At 50.8% G+C, this 18,284-nt stretch carries 14 protein-coding genes and 2 tRNA genes; 10 read left to right on the top strand and 6 right to left on the bottom strand.

Annotated elements, in window-relative coordinates:
• From HY879_18070 to HY879_18095, 6 genes are all read left to right on the top strand, one after another.
• Positions 1–729 (top strand): branched-chain amino acid ABC transporter permease (locus HY879_18070; GenBank protein ID MBI5605247.1); only part of this gene is annotated, 729 nt, incomplete at its 5' end.
• Positions 730–740: 11 nt separating this feature from the next.
• Positions 741–1,667: a branched-chain amino acid ABC transporter permease gene (locus HY879_18075; protein ID MBI5605248.1), complete on the top strand. Its 927-nt coding sequence runs from the start codon at positions 741–743 to the stop codon at positions 1,665–1,667.
• 184 nt (positions 1,668–1,851) lie between these two features.
• Entirely contained in the window at positions 1,852–3,387 is a 1,536-nt protein-coding gene (locus tag HY879_18080; GenBank protein MBI5605249.1) for an AMP-binding protein, read from the top strand.
• Between the two features lie 2 nt (positions 3,388–3,389).
• Positions 3,390–4,205, top strand: coding sequence for an enoyl-CoA hydratase/isomerase family protein (locus HY879_18085; protein MBI5605250.1), 816 nt, complete (start codon positions 3,390–3,392; stop codon positions 4,203–4,205).
• Between the two features lie 31 nt (positions 4,206–4,236).
• Positions 4,237–5,073 (top strand): enoyl-CoA hydratase/isomerase family protein, encoded by an 837-nt coding sequence (locus HY879_18090; GenBank protein MBI5605251.1) that lies wholly within the window; start codon positions 4,237–4,239, stop codon positions 5,071–5,073.
• Between the two features lie 515 nt (positions 5,074–5,588).
• Positions 5,589–5,855, top strand: a complete 267-nt coding sequence (locus HY879_18095) for an RNA-binding protein (GenBank protein ID MBI5605252.1) — start codon at positions 5,589–5,591, stop codon at positions 5,853–5,855.
• 128 nt (positions 5,856–5,983) lie between these two features.
• On the opposite strand, the gene HY879_18100 is transcribed toward HY879_18095, so the two are convergent.
• Together HY879_18100 and HY879_18105 are read right to left on the bottom strand one after the other, a co-directional pair.
• Positions 5,984–6,061 (bottom strand) — tRNA-Glu (locus HY879_18100).
• Positions 6,062–6,111: 50 nt separating this feature from the next.
• Positions 6,112–6,187, bottom strand: a tRNA-Lys gene (locus tag HY879_18105).
• Positions 6,188–6,380: 193 nt separating this feature from the next.
• Here HY879_18105 and HY879_18110 point away from each other — a divergent pair.
• Entirely contained in the window at positions 6,381–8,324 is a 1,944-nt protein-coding gene (locus HY879_18110) for a PBP1A family penicillin-binding protein (GenBank protein MBI5605253.1), read from the top strand.
• 207 nt (positions 8,325–8,531) lie between these two features.
• On the opposite strand, the gene HY879_18115 is transcribed toward HY879_18110, so the two are convergent.
• The 4 genes from HY879_18115 to HY879_18130 form a co-directional block, all read right to left on the bottom strand.
• The gene (locus HY879_18115; protein MBI5605254.1) at positions 8,532–9,071 is read right to left on the bottom strand and encodes an epoxyqueuosine reductase QueH; all 540 of its coding nucleotides are present in this window, start codon (positions 9,069–9,071) and stop codon (positions 8,532–8,534) included.
• A 193-nt stretch (positions 9,072–9,264) separates the two neighbouring features.
• Positions 9,265–10,137 carry a succinate--CoA ligase subunit alpha gene (gene sucD / locus HY879_18120; protein MBI5605255.1) on the bottom strand — a complete coding sequence of 291 codons (873 nt, stop codon included), beginning with the start codon at positions 10,135–10,137 and terminating at the stop codon, positions 9,265–9,267.
• Positions 10,138–10,255: 118 nt separating this feature from the next.
• Positions 10,256–11,419: an ADP-forming succinate--CoA ligase subunit beta gene (sucC, locus tag HY879_18125; protein MBI5605256.1), complete on the bottom strand. Its 1,164-nt coding sequence runs from the start codon at positions 11,417–11,419 to the stop codon at positions 10,256–10,258.
• Positions 11,420–11,978: 559 nt separating this feature from the next.
• Complete coding sequence (locus HY879_18130; protein MBI5605257.1) at positions 11,979–13,280, bottom strand: phenylacetate--CoA ligase; 1,302 nt, start codon at positions 13,278–13,280, stop codon at positions 11,979–11,981.
• 354 nt (positions 13,281–13,634) lie between these two features.
• Here HY879_18130 and HY879_18135 point away from each other — a divergent pair, with 354 nt between their 5' ends.
• From HY879_18135 to HY879_18145, 3 genes are all read left to right on the top strand, one after another.
• Complete coding sequence (locus HY879_18135) at positions 13,635–15,698, top strand: sodium-translocating pyrophosphatase (protein ID MBI5605258.1); 2,064 nt, start codon at positions 13,635–13,637, stop codon at positions 15,696–15,698.
• 223 nt (positions 15,699–15,921) lie between these two features.
• Complete coding sequence (gene gap / locus HY879_18140) at positions 15,922–16,932, top strand: type I glyceraldehyde-3-phosphate dehydrogenase (protein ID MBI5605259.1); 1,011 nt, start codon at positions 15,922–15,924, stop codon at positions 16,930–16,932.
• Between the two features lie 112 nt (positions 16,933–17,044).
• Positions 17,045–18,280 (top strand): phosphoglycerate kinase, encoded by a 1,236-nt coding sequence (locus HY879_18145; GenBank protein MBI5605260.1) that lies wholly within the window; start codon positions 17,045–17,047, stop codon positions 18,278–18,280.
• The last annotated feature ends 4 nt before the right edge of the window (positions 18,281–18,284 follow it).

Raw genomic sequence — 18,284 nt, forward strand, 5'->3', positions numbered from 1 at the left:
ATCATGTTGGGGGCCTACCTGGGGTTTTTTTTAACCGGTGCCCTTTCCAGCTTTTCCTGGGCGCTCATTATAAGCGGTGTGATTATTGGAATTTTAGGGGCTCTTATTGAATTCTTTCTAATCAGACGTCTTTACGGGAACGAACTGTTTCAACTGCTTCTGACCTTCGGACTGATATTTATTTTGGATGAAACGGTTAAGCTTATTTGGGGGCCGGGGGTGATCCCGGTGGAAAAACCTGATTTTTTACAGGGTTCGGTGATCATTTATGGGGAGCCCTTTACGTTATTCCGGGTATTTATTCTATCCGCCGGGGCGGTAGTCTGCCTTTTAATATTTCTTCTGCTCAAAAAAACCAGGCTGGGTCTGATAATCAGGGCCGGTATCGAAAATAAGGAAATGGTCAGAGCTCTGGGAATTAATATCAACCGGGTATTTACCCTGGTATGCTGGATTTCTGGCTTTTTAGCCGGTGTAGCGGGACTTATCCTGGCCGGATTCACCGGCCTCAATCCGGAGATGGGCTTCAACCAAATAATAAATATCCTGGTGATTGTAGTGGTTGGGGGCCTGGGAAGCTTCATGGGAACTGCCGTGGCTGCGATTATCATCGGACTGACCGAATCGTTTGTGGGTTTTTTCCTGCCCGAATTCGCCATGATCAGTATTTTTATAGTGATGTTCACCGTACTCAGCATCAAGCCCTCCGGCTTGTTCGGTGAGAGGTAAGGAACTTCGATATGAGCGGATTTCTAAAGAAACACTGGCTTATTGGGGCCACCCTGCTTTTTCTTCTTGTTCTACCGTTTTTCTCCTCGGAGTATGTCATGGTCATTGCCATGCAGATATTCATCTGGGGGGCCTTCGCCATCAGCTACGATCTGCTGATCGGCTATAGCGGAATCGTTTCTTTCGGCCACGCCATGTTTTTCGGTACCGGAGCGTATGCCAGCGCTCTGCTGGTTCTCAAGGCCGGGCTGAACTTCTGGGCCGCCATTCCTATCGGTGTTGTCCTTTGCGGATTACTGGGTTTATTGATCGGACTTTTGACCCTTCGCTTCTCGGATATCTATTTCACCATGATTACTTTGGCGATCGGTCAGTTTTTATATTTTATCATTATCAAAACCTATCAGTTTACCGGTGGAGATGACGGACTACATGGTCTGCCCATGGTCTTGCCGGGGAAAACCTATCTTTATTATTTGGCATTCGTTTTTTTGGTACTCATTTACTTTGTTTCCCGAAGGCTGATCGGATCCCCCCTGGGGACGACGCTGGTGGCCTTACGGGAAAACGAATTCAGGGCCAAAATGATCGGCTATAACGTGTTGGCCTACAAGCTGATTGTGCTCATTATTTCCGGCATGATCGCCGGACTGGCCGGTTCTTTGAATGGTGCGGTATTAAGGTCCGTCTTCCCGGGATTCATGCATGCCGATGCCACTTTGAGCGTCATATTAATGACCATCATCGGAGGTATGGGCTCTTTGCTGGGGCCGATCTTGGGGGCAGCCCTCGTCACCGTCAGTCAACAATATCTCAGTTCTTATTTTGAATCATGGCGATTGATATTCGGGGTCTTGTTTGTGCTGATCGTGTTATTCCTGCCTAAAGGCATGGTTCATATTTTTAATGTATTTAAATTTAGAAAGCCAAATGACTAATAACTAAAGAGTCAAATTCTTCTAAAAATGGCAAGAAAATATTTTACCACTAAGACACAAAGACACAAAGAAGGTTTAATTTCATGAGGGTTAAACAAACATGAAAGCTTTATGTATTTCTTCGTGCCTTCGTGTCTTCGTGGTAAGCTTTTGGTTCCGGCTTGTCCGGGTTGGGAGGTGAAAGGTGAATTTAGCAGAGTGTGTCGAAGAGTATGCCGGCAAATTCGGTGAACAAAAAACGGCCTTAATATTTGATGACAGCGGAGAGCAATGGTCCTATGCAGAGATCAATAGACAGATTAATCGTATCGCCAATAGTCTTATCGGTCTCGGCATTTCTCCCGGGGCTCGGGTCGCTGTGATGCTTCGAAGCAGACCCGAGCTGATCTTATCCAGTTTCGGAATATATAAGACCGGATGCATATATGTTGCCATTAATTCAAGGCTCAAAGAAAAAGAAACCACCCATATCTTGAAAAATTCAGGGGCGGAGGTGCTGATTTGTGACTGGTCCGTTCTGTCCCTGGTCAAACAAATTCGAAACGAGTGTGGGGAACTGAAACATATTATTGTTTATGGGGATGTTCAAGAAGAGGGATTAATACCCTTTTCAAAATGGATTGAAGGACAGTCGGATTATTTTAATCTTGACCCGGATATTAATGAAATTGCCGCCATTATGTATACGGGAGGGACTACGGGAACTCCCAAGGGCGTCGTATTAACCCATGCCGCTATCATCGGGAATAGCCGGGTGGGAAGCGAAAGACTTTTGTTCGACGAGACAGTGACCCTGGTGAATGCCAACCCATTGTTTCATATCGGCGGAATGGCTGCCGGTCCCTTTTATTGCTTTCTAAACGGTGCCACCCTGGTGCAGCAGGAATTTTTTAAGGCCGAAAGATATATCGAAGCGGTTAAAAAATATAAGGCCACCGTCATCTGGGGCGTTCCGACGTTCTTTTACTCCTTTATCAATCTTCCAGAGTCGCAAGCCGGCGCCAGGGACTTCGGTACAGTAAGACTTGGGTTTTGTGGCGCCGGCGTGTTTCTGACGCCTGTGAGAAAAACCTTTGAAGAGCGGTTTGGCGTCAAGGTTTATCAATATTATGGACTTACCGAGAACTCTCCCGGCGTAACGGTTGAAGATCCGCTAAGGCCTGAAAGAAATTATGAATCAGTCGGGACCGCACTCCCCGGGGTAGAGATCAAAATAGTCGATGAGAAGGATAAGGAACTTCCATTGGGTGAGCCAGGCGAATTGTGTGTACGAAGTCCTTATCTCCTGAAAGAGTACTGGAAAAACCCCGAGGCGACTCAAGAAGCCCTGAGAGGCGGTTGGCTTCATACCGGAGACCAGGGTTTCATTGATGAAAAGGGCCATTTTTATATCAAGGGTCGTAAGCATGATATGATCCTGGTAGGGGGGGCAAACGTTTATCCGGCCGAAATTGAGAAAATCCTTTTGGAGTGCGAAAAACGCATCAGAGAGATCGCCGTGGTCGGTATTCCGGATGAAAGATTGGGCGAAGTGCCGAAAGCTTTTGTCATTCTGAAAGAAGGGGCGATTCTAAGCGAACAAGAGATTATCGAGCTGGCCCGAAACCAAATGGCCCACTATAAAGTTCCCCGTTCCATTGAGTTCTTGGATGCACTGCCAACCACTTCAGTCGGGAAGATTGACAAAAAGGCCCTTCAAAATTTAAAAGGAGGTCACTGATTATGTCGAAAGAATATGTCTTGAACCGGGTTGATATCCAGGGAGACATCTGCTGGGTTGCCATCAACCGGCCGGGAGACCGGAATTCCATTAACACGGCCCTTATGGAAGAGATGGAACAACTGCTCACCGAAATCGAGAAATCTCCGGTGCGAGCCATCGTCTTTAGCGGAGCCGGGGACACCTATTTTATTGGCGGGGCTGACGGTGTCGAGATGATGCGATATGATTCGGAAGGGGCCCTGGCCTTTTCTGCCCATATCCAGAGACTATTTAACCGCATGGAAGAAAGTCCGCTCATCCTGGTGGCGGCCATTAATGGGCTTTGTTATGGCGGCGGGTATGAGTTTGCCCTGGCCTGCGATTACCGGATCGCCGGCGAGACGGCTCGTCTGGGACTTCCCGAGGTAAGGGTAGGGATCATTCCGGGCGGAGGGGCTACGCAACGTCTGCCCAGGCTTGTGGGCAAAGGCCGGGCACTGGAGATAATTCTCCGGGGCCGTTTATATGACGCCCGAGAGGCCTTGGACCTGGGATTGGTTAACCAGGTCGCCCCTTCGGACGAACTTTTCGCCGAAGCAACCAAGTTTTTGAGGTCTATTTTCAAAAATCCCCAATATGCCCTATCCCACGCCAAGAAGGCCGTGCAAGCCGCTCAAGGCCTATCCTTTGCTGACGGATTGCAGACGGAAAGAGAACAGTTTAAAGAATGTTTTAAAAAGGATTTCTTTGTTAATGAGATTTGCAGCCAGATTAAAGAAGGCATAATGAAGACCACCGAAGTATTGCCGGATTGGGTCTCTGAAAAAATAAGGTAAGGCTCTCGGGGGCTGTAAAAGGAGAGATTTCATGGCCTATCAACACATTATCTATGAACCGGGCAAGGTGGCCAGGGTCGTTCTCAACCGGCCGCGCTGCCTGAATGCCCAGAGCTATCTTATGAGAGAGGAGATGGATGACGCTTTTGGCCGCGCCGCCGAGGACCAGCAGGTAGGGGCCATTGTGCTCTCCGGTTCAGGAGAGCACTTCTCTGCCGGGCACGACCTCGGCACCCAAGAGGACGTTGAATACCGGATATCCCAGGGCCACGCCCAATTAGACCGGTTTGAGGAGTTTATGGACATGCGGGCTATATGCCTGGAGAATACGTTGCGCTGGCGTAATCTTCCCAAACCCACGGTGGCTATGGTCAAAGGGTATTGCATCTTTGGGGGTTGCATGTTCGCCTCGGCCATGGATGTCATCTTCGCCGCCGAGGACGCCCTCTTCCTGCCCGGTCCGGTACAGTACTTCCATGCCCCTTGGGATCTGGGGCCACGCAAGGCCAAGGAATTTCTATTTGAGCATCGTTTCATAACCGCCAGGGAGGCCTGCAAACACGGGTGGGTCAATCGGGTCTTTCCCAAAGACGACCTGGAAAGAGAAACCCTGGCCTACGCCGACCGAGTGGCGGAGAACACTCTCGAGAATCCTTTCTGGGTCCGGATGACCAAGTTTTCCATCAATCACATGCAGGACACTATGGGCTTCAGTAGTGAGATCGAAACGGCTTACAATAACTACTGTTCTATGATGGGGTTGACCAATCCAAGCATACCCCAGTCCGATCAGGGTGGGGTTGCCCGAACCTCTGTGGCCCGAAAGAACTTCGAGGCCTCCAGAAAATGGATCGAATCCGAGCACTGACTGCTCGCCTGACTCCATGGCTAAGACCCCGGATTCTCCGGAGAGCGTTGAAAATGCGATGTCGTAGGATTTATAGCCCTGTTCCACTGCCTCCTCCCCCTTCTTAACTGTGCGCCATCCCCCTACCGTCATCAAGGGGCTAATGCCCAAAGCCGGCTTGATCTTAAACCCGCTTTGAATCCTTAATTCTCTGGTTGATCCATTATTTCTCCTGGCCCCCGACCCCGGTAATGGCCTTTTTTTATGATCGGGTCTGTCTGCAAGGATCGATTTTATTGTATTTAGGTTTAATCGGGTGTATAATAAATAATTAGTTGCTAAGAGCCTTATAGAATATTGATGGTTGGACCCGCAAAGAACTCTAAACAACTTCTTTACGGGTTTTTTATTATTTTTGGCATTACCACACCATTGCAAAAGTCGAGGCTGTTTCCGCCGATGACGGGATTGCCGGGGTGGACGATGCCATGGTGTTTATGCAGTAAGGATTACCCCACCAGGAGGCAGGAGATATAATGAATAAAAAAATTTACGTCGCTAATTTATCTTTCCAAACCAGTGAACCTGAGATCAGGGCCCTTTTCTCCAAAGCAGGAGAGGTCACCTCTGTCAAGATCGTCGGCGACAGGCAGAACGGTCAAGGAAAAGGTTTTGCCTTCGTGGAAATGTCCACCCAATGGGAGGCCCGGAAGGCCATCTCCATGTTTAATCAAATCGAGTTCAAGAAAAATATTTTGTTGGTAAAAGAGGCCATTGTCAGGCGTGGCTTCGGCGGAAGATAATAAACCTCGATCAGTAAGACCCACCCAATAAATTCGCCTTAAAAATCAGGCGAAGACCCAGGGTATGCAGACAGGTTTGGTCGCCAGAAAAAAAGGGTTAGCCGGTTTGGCTAACCCTTTGATTTTTTTGGCGTCCCCAACGGGATTTGAACCCGTGTTGCCGGCGTGAAAGGCCGGTGTCCTGGGCCAGGCTAGACGATGGGGACCCGCTCAATTTCGGAATGCGGAATGTAGAATCCGAATTCCGCATTCGAAATGGTGGGCCGTACTGGACTCGAACCAGTGACTCTCTGCTTAAAAGGCAGATACTCTACCTCCTGAGTTAACGGCCCTTCATAAAAATATAAAATCTATTTTTTTTTGATTGTTTTGTCAAGAAATTTGTTATATTTTTTTCCCGATTCAAAAAGACGGGGCTTAGGGATTAAATGGTTCCTGCCCGGACTTGTTCGATTTTATCCCTGAAGGAGTGAATAAATCACCTTGGTTCTTATAGTACAATCTATTTTTAAAAAATCGGTTTTTATGTTAATTCTTATAGCGTTACTGGGCCTTGGGTTTGGATCATCCTCCTGGGCCGAAGAAAAAATAGCCACCTTCCCCCCTTTGCCTGCCCACTATAACTCTATTAAAGTTTTTGACGGCCAGGGCCGGTTCGTGGGCCGACTGCTACCGGAAAAAAGGTACTGGGTACCTATCGACCGCATTCCTGTATTTCTCCAGAATGCTCTGGTGGCTATCGAAGACGCCCGCTTTTACGAACATAAGGGGATCGATATTCGGGGTATCGCCCGGGCCTTGGTTAAGGATGTGGTCAAAGGAAAAAAAGCCGAAGGGGGTTCCACCATCACCCAGCAGCTTGTTAAAAACAAATTTTTTTCTGCGGAGAAAACCATCCAGAGGAAAGTTAAGGAAGGCCTTCTGGCCATGGAGTATGAACGTAAATACACCAAGAAACAGATCCTGGAGATGTATTTTAACGAGGTCTATTTCGGGAACGGGGCCTTGGGCATTGCCCAGGCCGCCCATCTCTATTTTGATAAAAACCCGGAGGAATTGACCGAGGCGGAATGCTCCCTGTTGGCCGGGGTTCCTAAGGCCCCGGGGCGTTATAATCCTTTGGGAGAACCGGCCAAGATCCGCGACCGACGGAATCTGGTCCTTCGGCGGATGGTCGAACTCAAAATGATTACCCCCGGGCAGGGACAAAAACTGGGGAGCCGTCTTATTTCAGTAATTAAGCCCGGAGAGGCCCCTTATTACCTGGCCCATATCCGGAATAAGCTGCTCGAACGGTTTGGACCGGAAATAATCGAACAGGGCGGATTGGAAGTAACCACAGCCATGGATCTGCCGTTACAGAGGGTGGCTGAAAAGGTTTTAAGTGAGGGGGTAAAGAGAATTTCCCCCCAGTTACAAGGCGCTTTGATATGCCTCGATCCCAACACCGGGGATGTCCTGGCCGCCGTGGGGGGGGTGGATTTTAAACAGAGTCCCTATAACCGCGCCTTTTATGCCAAACGCCAGCCGGGTTCGGCCGTTAAACCTTTGATTTATGCCGCTGCCCTGCAGCAGGGTTTTACTGCCGGCAGCCTCTGGAATGATACGCCGGTTGGGTACAATCGAGGCAACGGGGAAATCTGGAAGCCCTTAAATTATGAAAGAAAACTCTATGGGGATCTCTCTCTTCGGCAGGCCCTGGCTTACTCCAACAATATCATTACGGTAAAATTACTGGAAACCATCGGTGTTCCTTATTTCGTTCAGTTTGCCGGACTTCTGGGGATTCCATTACGCTCCCCCAATGACCTCTCCCTGGCCCTGGGCACCGAAGAGGTTACCTTGAATGACCTGATATTGGCCTACACGCCCTTGTCTAACGGCGGCCAGCGTCCGGAAACCAGGACCATTGTCCGTATCTATGACCGAAGAAACAATATCTGGACCGAAAACCCGCCGGCAGTCAACCAGGTGCTTTCCCCGGCCACGGCCTTTGTGACCACCCAGATGCTCAAAGACGTCCTGGTTTATGGTACGGCCAAATCCATTCACAGCTTCAGTCAGGAATATCCGACTGCCGGCAAAACAGGTACCACCGATGATTATCGGGATGCCTGGTTTATCGGTTATACCCCCCAATTGATAACCGGGGTCTGGGTAGGTTATGACAAGCCCAGGCCCGGAGGGAAGGGTTTTACCGGAGGGGCGGTTTGCGCCCCTATCTGGGCCCGCTTTATGCGTTCAGCCCTGGCCGATAAACCGGTTACGGATTTTACCCGGCCGGAAGGCGTAGTCTCCGCCTTGATAGACCCGACAACGGGCTTTTTGGCTGCACCGGATTGCCCGATAAAACAAGAGGAAGTTTATGTTGCCGGCACCGAACCGAGCGAATATTGCCCCAAACATGGAGGGAAAAAGGATCAACCGGCGCCGGTGCCTCTTCCCTTGCCGGAGGGCAACGGAAGATAACGTTCGTCGTTCAGCGTTCGGCGTTCGGCGAAAGACATTTTCATGCTTCGTGGTGCCCGCCCCGGGCATGAGGGCTTAGTACGAAATATAGGGATCGGGGGTCTGGGATCGGTTATAGAATAAAGTTCCAGGTTGCAAGTGGCAAGTTTCAGGTAAAAAACCTTGAACCCTATACCTTGGACCTGTTTTTATTCTTTGTGGGCGTCCTTATTGGCGGGTTTTTGGGGCAAAGCGTTCTTGCTCGCTGAAAATACAACCGCAGTAGGGCTGACGATAGAGACCCATCTCTTTGGATTTTTGAACGCCTTCTCCCCAGCCCGGCCGGAAATCCTGATAGTGAAATGGGACCTCAAAACGTTTTCCGGTTTCCTCTCCCACCTCTTTGATCCAATCATGTTTCTGAAAGCGGCTATATAAAAGGGTGCTGCTGAAAGCATCGAACTTAAGAGACCTGGCCTCCCGAGCAGTAGCCTCCAACCGTATGGTATAACAGGCCCGACAGCGATCCGCCCCCCAGGGACTGGTCCGGTCCAAAAAAAGCTTAAGATCGTATCGGTCGTTATAAATCACTTTCAGGTGACTGGCCTGGGTATATTCTATGAGGGTATTTTTTCGTTTTTCGTATTCGCGAAAGGGGTGGATATTGGGATTATAGAAATAACCGGCAACCTCTATCTGCTGACCTCTTAAGGTTTGCAGGGGATAAATGGTGCAGGGGGCACAGCAGATGTGTAATAAAAGATTCATGGATGGTAAATACCGGATACCGGATTAATGTTTATCCAGCACCAAGAATCCGGTATCGGTAGTTTATTCCTTGATATTAGGGATCGGTTTTTATGCAAAATTCTGGTGCCCCTTTGGAGCATCACAATGAATTCGTACTTATTGATTTCTCCGAACGCCGAACGCCATACACCGAACGTTTTTTTATACAATATTAACCCCCCATGACTTCCCGGACCGCCCCCCCCACCTGGGTCAGGTCCATGACGACCCGAATACCGGCGGCTTGCAGAGCAGCCATTTTCCCCTGGGCCGTTCCGGCTTTCCCGGAGATGATAGCCCCGGCATGGCCCATGCGCCGTCCGGGCGGTGCGGTCTGTCCGGCGATGAAGGTGACCACCGGTTTGGAAAAATTCTTTTGAATAAAAAGGGCCGCTTCTTCTTCGGCCGTTCCCCCGATCTCCCCGATCAGGACCACGCCCTGGGTTTGCTCATCCCCGGCAAAATAGGTCAAAAGATCGATAAAAGACAAACCGATGATCGGATCTCCCCCGATGCCGATGCAGGTGGACTGGCCCAAGCCCTGCTTGCTGATCTGGTCCACTACCTCATAGGTCAAGGTGCCGCTGCGCGAAATGACCCCTATCGAACCGGCCTGGAAAATATATCCCGGCATGATCCCCACTTTGCAGGTCCCCGGACTGATAATACCCGGGCAATTCGGTCCGATCAGGACCGATGGCTTGTCCTTCAAATAGTGTTTGGCCCGGACCATATCCAGGGTAGGAATTCCTTCGGTAATACAGACGATAACCCCGATTCCGACGGCAGCCGCTTCCATAATGGCATCGGCGGCAAAGGCCGGGGGGACAAAGATGATGGAACAATTGGCCCCCTGTTCCCGGACCGCATCTTCGACGGTATTATAGATCGGCACCCCTTCCATGGATTGCCCTGCTTTTCCCGGAGTAACCCCGGCCACAACCTTCGTCCCATAGCTTAGCATCTGCTGGGTATGGAAGCTTCCTTCCCGGCCGGTGATCCCTTGAACCAGAATCCGACTGTCTTTTCCAACTAATATACTCATAAGATATTCCTTCTTTCAATTTCGAAAATTAAAATAACCCAAAAGGCCACGCTTAGGGCGTGGCACCACGAAGCGTGAAAATGGGTTTCTCCGAACTCCGAACTCTTAACTCCGAACGCTATTTTCGTGTTAACTGGCTGATCTTCTGGGCTGCTTCGGACATGGTTTGGGCTACCCAAAAATCCAGTCCCGATTGATCCAACATTTCACGGCCTTTAGCCACATTGGTCCCTTCCAGGCGGATAATCAAAGGCACCTTGATATTGACCTTGCGGGCCGCTTCAATAAGACCTTCAGCCAGGACATCACAGCGTAAAATCCCGCCGAAGATATTGACCAGAATGGCCTGGACCCGTTCGTCGGATAATATAATCTGCAGCCCTTTGGCGATCATCTCGGCATTGGCCCCGCCGCCTACATCCAGGAAATTAGCCGGTTCTCCACCGTATAATTTGATGATATCCATGGTGGCCATGGCCAGCCCGGCCCCGTTGACCATAACCCCGATATTGCCGTTCAGACGGATATAATTGAGATTGTTGCGGTTGGCTTCCAGTTCCAAAGGGTCCTGCTCGTCCGGATCGAGGAGGTCCAGCAATTCCTTATGGCGAAAGACGGCGTTGTCATCAAAGGTCATCTTGGCATCCAGGGCGATGAGACGCCCGTCCCGGGTGGCGACCAGCGGATTAATTTCAAGCAGGGAACAGTCATAGCTTTCAAAGAGCTTGTATAATTGATTTAATACCGCCAACCCGGCTTTGATCAAAGCCGGTGAGAGGGGCAGGCTATAGATGAGGTTTCGGGCCTGAAAAGGTTGGAAACCTATGGTCTGGTCAATCCATTCCCTTTTAATCAAATGCGGGGTCTTTTCCGCCACTTCTTCGATATCCATCCCGCCGGCCGGGCTGACCATAATCGCCGGGCAGGCCCTGGCCCGGTCGATGACAATACCGACATAGAATTCTTTTTCTATTTCCAGCCCTTCTTCAACCAAGACCTTTCGAACCTTCCGCCCTTCCGGGCCGGTCTGATGGGTTATCAGGGTCATGCCTAAAATTTCTTCAGCCACCCTTTCCACTTCATTGATACCCTGGGCCTTTTTGACGCCCCCGCCCTTTCCCCGGCCGCCGGCATGGATCTGGGCCTTAATGATATATGGGGGCGGGCCGATTTCCCGGGAGACCTGGGCCGCATCTTCCACTGAAAAGGCCACATTTCCTTTAGGGGTCGGGATTCCATATCGGCCAAAGATCTTTTTGGCTTGATATTCATGGATTTTCATTTTTATGCTTCTCCCTTTACGGTCTTTAAAAAAACAATGTCCCACACTTAACTGAAAGAAAGTGGCCTTGTCAACAAAAAATCCCTCTTATCCAGGAAGACTTCCAGGATAAGGGGGATTTCTAAGTACGAAGGAGGATAAAACAGGTTCAAGGACAAGGTTCAAGGTTTTCCACGTTTGAAACTTACATCTTGCAACTTGAGAGTATAGGAAATTCCTTTTTGGACGCAGATCGACGCAGATTGCCAAGATTTTGAATATAAAGAATGATGAACTCGTAAAAAGTCGGAACTCGTCTCTTTTCGTCATTCCAGCGAAGGCAGGAATCCAGTCCTTTTAAGTGGTTACGGTTAGCCTGGATTCCCGCCTTCGCTGGAATGACGAGTTTTTACGAGACCATAAAGAATAGTTATCTGCGGGTATCGGCGAAAATCTGCGTCCTAATTTAAAACTTTATTTTCGAATTAAGCACTCATGCCCCGGGGGGGCACCACGAATCATGAAAATTGTTTTCGCCGAACGCCGAACGCTGAACGACGAACGGTATTTTCGAACTAAATTACATCTTCCGTTCGTCAATAACCCGCTTGGCCTTGCCCTCACTGCGGGTGATGGTTCCTGGGGAAACCAGACGGATCTTGATGCCGATCCCGATCATCCCCTTCATGCGGGCTTCGATTTTCTGCTCCACTCCCTTGATTTTTTCCGCCCCGGCCTGATAGATATCGGGTTTGGCCTCCACATTCACTTCCAATGTGTCCAGGTATCCTTTTTTCCGGACAATAATAACATATTGGGGCTCAACCTCTTTTTCTTCCAGGAGGATGCTTTCGATCTGAGAAGGGAAGACGTTGACCCCGCTGATAATCAGCATATCGTCCGTCCGGCCATAGACCTTTTCCATCTTGATCAGGGTCCGGCCGCAGGCACATTTTTCCCGTTTGGTCAAGGTAATGTCCCGGGTTCGATAGCGCAGTAAGGGCATGGCCCGCCGTTGGATGGCCGTGAAAACCAGTTCTCCTTTGGTTCCGTGGGGCAGGGGTTCGCCGGTGACGGGATCGATAATTTCGATCATGATGTGGTCTTCATTGACATGCAGAAAACCGTCCTGGACTGCACAATCGAAGGCCACGCCGGGCCCCATCATTTCGGTCAGGCCATAGGCCTCATGGGCTTTGAGTCCCATACGGTCTTCAATTTCCTTGCGCATTTCCATAGTCCAGGGTTCGGCCCCGAAAACGCCGACCCGTAACCGGAGATTTTTAAAATTAACCCCCATTTGAGAGGCCTTTTCGGCGATGGTCAGGGCATAGGAAGGGGTAGAGAAAAGAACGGTGGTCCCAAAATCCTGCATGATGGTGATCTGCCGTTCAGTCAGGCCGGAAGAGGTGGGAATGATGGTGGCCCCCACTTTGGTCGCCCCCTGGTGAAATCCCAAACCACCGGTAAACAATCCCATGCCATAGGCATTTTGAACGATATCGTTGGACCTGACGCCGGCGGCGAATAAATTCCGGGCCATACAATTGGACCATTGATCCAGGTCATCGGCCGTATAAGGGCCGGTGATCGGTTTCCCGGTGGTTCCGGAAGAGGCATGAACCCATACCAGGTCCGTAACGGGCACGGCACAGAGGCCAAAGGGGTAATGGTCTCTCAGGTCGTTTTTGACCGTAAAGGGCAACCGGGCCAGATCTTTCAAGGCTCTGATATCCGATGGCTTAATCCCAAGGTCATCCAGCTTGTTCTTGTAGAAAGGGATTTTTTCATAAACCCAGGATACGGTTTCTTGAAGTTGCTTTAATTGAAAATCCTGCATTTCTTCTAACGCCATGGTCTCAAATTTTTCATCCCAGTACATCGCCTATCCTCCTTATAGTTTCAAATTGACCTTAATAAAAAAAAAGGTTCTGTCAAGCCTTTTTTTAAATTTAAATCCTATTTTGTCAAGAAAAAAACCGGAGGTCAAGGGAGGAGTAAAACTTCCGGGAAAATACCATGGAAAAACCTTTGAAAAAATCTTGACATCGCCTTGGGGGTGTGATAGAAGCGGGAGGACTCTGTAATAGAATTCACAAGCAATATCTTGAGTTTAATAAAATCAAAATAAATGATTTTTTTTAAAAAGGAGGTGGCATAAAAAACCTTATAACCGGGAAGTTTTTTGTAATAAATTGTATTCAAATTTAATCTGAAGGAGGAGAGGAGAGAATTTATGAATATTATTACCTTTGCCATTATATGTGGCGCTCTGGGGGTGTTGTACGCCCTCTACACCGCAGCTTGGGTATCCAAACAGGACGCCGGCTCCAAGCGTATGCAGGATATCTCCAATGCGGTCAAGGAAGGGGCCTATGCCTTTCTAACCCGTGAGTATAAGACCGTGGCCGTGGTGGCCGTGATTCTTCTGGTCATTATTGCCGCGGTGCTGGGCGTATGGACAGCCCTCGGCTTCCTGATCGGGACGGTTGGTTCGGCCTTTGCCGGTTTTGTCGGCATGTGGGTTACGGTTCGGGCCAATGTACGGACGACCCAGGCGGCCAAAAAAGGGATCCAGGCTGCGCTTACCCTTTCATTCAAGGGCGGTTCGGTCACAGGCATCATGGTGGTCGGTCTCGGTATCATCGGGCTGGCCGGATATTTTGCGCTGGCCAGGTCTATGGCCGGAGAAGGGGCCTTCCATGCCCTTATCGGCCTCGGTTTCGGCTGCTCCCTGATGAGCGTCTTCGCCCGTATCGCCGGCGGTATCTACACCAAGGCGGCCGACGTCGGTGCCGACCTGGTCGGTAAAGTCGAAGCCGGCATCCCGGAAGACGACCCGAGAAACCCGGCCGTCATCGCCGACAACGTGGGCGACAATGTGGGCGACTGCGCCGGCATGGCAGCCGACCTCTATGAAACCTATACGGTAACCCTGGTGGCCGCTATGCTGCTGGCCAAGTCGGTTTTCGGCGCCGATAGTCCCTGGGTCGAATTCCCGCTTCTTCTGGGCGGCGTTTCGATCATCGCCTCGATTATCGGTACCTATTTTGTGAAACTCGGCGCCAAACAGTACATCATGGGTGCCCTGTATAAAGGTCTGGCCGTTTCCGGCATCCTGGCGGCTATCGCCTTTTATGCGGTAACCTCCTGGTTCATGGGCGGACTGGGTGACAAAACAGGCGGTTTCACCCCCATGAGTATCTTCGGCACGGCCCTTATCGGATTGCTCCTGACCGGTCTCATTGTCTGGATTACCGAGTATTATACGGCCAATCAGTTCCGGCCCGTGAAGACGATCGCCAAGGCCAGCCTGACCGGCCACGGCACGAACGTCATCGCCGGCCTGGCCATGAGTATGGAAGCAACAGCCCTGCCGGCCCTGGTTATCGTGGCCGCCATTCTGGCGTCTTTCGGCCTCGGCGGCGGATTCAGCGGTAATCCGAGCAGCGGTCTCTTCGCCATCGCCCTTTCCGCGGTTTCGATGCTTTCCATGACCGGCATCGTGGTGGCTATTGACTCCTATGGACCGATCACGGACAATGCCGGTGGTATCGCCGAGATGGCCGAGCTGCCTCCGGAAGTGCGGGCCATTACCGATCCGCTCGATGCGGTTGGTAATACCACCAAAGCGGTCACCAAAGGCTATGCCATCGGATCAGCCGGTCTGGCCGCGCTGGTTCTGTTTGCCGAGTATGCCCGGGACCTGTCCAAGACTATGAAAGGTATCACTTTTGACCTTTCCGATCCCATGATCATTGCCGGTTTGTTTATCGGCGGTCTGATCCCCTACTACTACGGCGGCCGGCTGATGCTGGCGGTCGGCAGGGCAGCGGGGGGCGTCGTAGAAGAGGTTCGCCGGCAGTTTCGGGAGATCAAAGGCATTATGGAAGGTACCGGCAAACCGGAATACGGCAAATGTGTGGATATCGTCACCAAGTCAGCTATCAAGGAAATGATGATACCGGCCCTTATCCCGGTCGTTGCGCCTATCCTGGTCGGCTTTATCCTCGGGCCGAAGGCCCTCGGCGGTCTTCTGATCGGATGCATCCTGACCGGTCTCTTCCAGGCCATCGCCATGACCTCCGGCGGCGGCGCCTGGGACAATGCCAAGAAGTCCTTTGAAGACGGCGTCACCGACGACAAAGGGGTTGTGCATAAGAAAGGGAGCGACGGTCACAAGGCCTCGGTCACCGGCGACACCGTCGGCGACCCCTATAAAGATACGGCCGGCCCGGCCATCAACCCGATGATCAAGGTCATTAATATTGTGGCCCTGCTGATCGTCCCATTGCTTTAAACCGGCTCTCTGGTTGTCTTTCTTAAAAAGAAATTCAACCCCGGACTGATCAAAAAAGAAAGAGGGAACAGGGAACTGCCTGTTCCCTCTTTCTTTTTAAAGGATTTACCATTTTTTCGATTTGACTTCAGGCGTTCATGTTGTTATTATTTTCTGGCATTATCTCTTAATTTATTAAAACCCCGTCAACTATTCAGGCTGTAACAAGGAGGAAAGAACCCCTATGGGATTGCGTATTGCTATTAATGGTTTTGGACGTATAGGAAGATATCTGGTGCGGATTTTAGCAGAAGGAGACCCGGAAGCGGAAATCGTGGCGATCAACAGCCGGGCCGACTCGGCCACCCTGGCCCATCTCTTGAAATATGACTCGGTCCATGGAAGATTTCCTTTCCAGGTGGAGCCCAAACCGGATCAACTGATTATTAACGGGAAACCGGTCCAGGTGACCCGCCAGACCGATGACCCCTGCCGGCTCCCCTGGAAAGATCTGGGAATCGATATCGTCCTGGAATCGACCGGTAAACTCCGGGACCGGGAATCCAGTTCCAAACATCTTGAGGCCGGGTCCAAGAAAGTAATCATTGCCGCCCCTGGGAAAAATGTGGATGTAACCCTGGTAATGGGCGTCAACGAACAGATCTATAACCCCCAAACGCATCATATTATTTCCAATGCCTCCTGCACCACCAATTGCCTGGCGCCGGTGGTCAAGGTCTTACATGAACATTTTGGTATCCTGAAAGGTCTGATGACCACTATCCATTCCTATACCATGGACCAGAGAATCCTGGATGGCTCCCATAAGGACCTCCGAAGGGGCCGGGCAGCGGCCGTGTCCATGATCCCCACAACCACCGGAGCGGCCCGGGCGGTAACCCAGGTCCTCCCGGAATTAAAAGGCAAGTTGGATGGACTATCCATCCGGGTACCGACCTGCAATGTTTCCCTGGTGGATTTCGTGGCCCATGTGGCCCAAAAGACCAGCATAGAAGCCGTCAACCAGGCCCTGATCCAGGCCGCCGAAGGACCTCTTAAGAACATCCTTTATTGTACCACGGAAGAACTGGTCTCGATCGACTATACCAGTTCCACCTATTCTTCCATCGTCGATCTGCCCCTGACCATGATCTCCGGAGGCGATCTGGTCAAGGTTTTTTCCTGGTATGACAACGAAAGCGGTTTTGCCAATCGCATGATCGATCTGGCCAAGTACATTGGTAAAAGTTTGTAAATGCTGGTATCCGTCAAACAGATACAATTCAAAATTCGAAGCGCGAAACCTGAATGCCCCGCAAATCTGAAACAAGGTCAACTTTTAATAAGTGAAAGTGGAGGGAGGAACCTTGCAATATCTGAATGACCTCAATATCAAAAACAAAAGGCTCCTGATCCGGGTGGATCTGAATGTGCCCCTGGACACCAATTTAAATATCACCGATGACAACCGCATCCGGGGGGTCTTGCCGACCATTAATTATGCCCTGGATGAAAATGCCATGGTGATCCTCTGCTCCCACATGGGCCGTCCAAGGGGGAAAGTGGTTCCGAACCTCAGCCTGGCCCCGGTGGCCCGCCGGTTAAGCCGGCTGGTCCAGAAAGAGGTCCTCCTGGCCCCGGACTGTATCGGTCCGGAAGTTAAGGAGATGATCCAGGCCATGAAGCCGGGCGATATTCTCCTGTTGGAAAACCTGCGTTTCCATCCGGAAGAGGAAGAGAATGATGAGGCCTTCGGTCAAGAGTTGGCCGAGTTGGCCGATATCTATATCAACGACGCCTTTGCCGTGGGCCATCGGGCCCATGCCTCGGTGGTGGCCGTGGCCAAATATGCCAAAGAGTGCGCCGCCGGTTTTCTGATGAAAGATGAGTTAAAGTTTTTTCATCAGTCTATGGAGAATCCGGCCCGGCCTTTAGTAGCCATTATCGGGGGGGCAAAAGTAAGCGGCAAATTGGCGGCCCTGGAAAACCTTTTGAACCATGTGGATAAGATGATCATCGGCGGGGCCATGGCCAACACCTTCCTGAAAAGTATCAACAATGAAGTCGGAAAATCCCGGGTAGAAGATGACCTGGTCAGTGTAGCCCATTGTCTGATGGGCAAGGCCAAAGACCTGGGGGTTAAATTATATTTACCCATAGACTGCGTAGTGGCCGATTCCTTTAATCCCCAGGCCGAAACCAAGATCACGACCGTTCAGGAAGTCCCCAGGGACTGGTTGATCATGGACATCGGCCCGGCTACCTCCCTGCTTTATTCCGAGGCCTTGCAGAATGCCAAGACGATTATCTGGAACGGACCCATGGGGGCTTTTGAGATGGATGCCTTTTCCCGGGGAACCATGGCCATGGTCCAGGCCGTAGCCAATTCTTATGCCCTGACCATTGTCGGGGGAGGGGATACCGATGTGGCGGTGCACAAGGCCGGTGAGACTTCCAAGATCTCCTATATATCCACCGGGGGAGGGGCCTTCCTGGAGCTCTTGGAAGGCAACCGGTTGCCGGGGGTACTGGCCCTGGAACATCGTTTTGAGATGGATGCTAACGAAAAGCCCGATTCCTGCATCCCCAAAAAAGGAAATTGATTTG

It is taken from the genome of Deltaproteobacteria bacterium, assembly GCA_016219225.1.
In the GTDB taxonomy this organism is placed as follows: Bacteria; Desulfobacterota; RBG-13-43-22; order RBG-13-43-22; family RBG-13-43-22; genus RBG-13-43-22.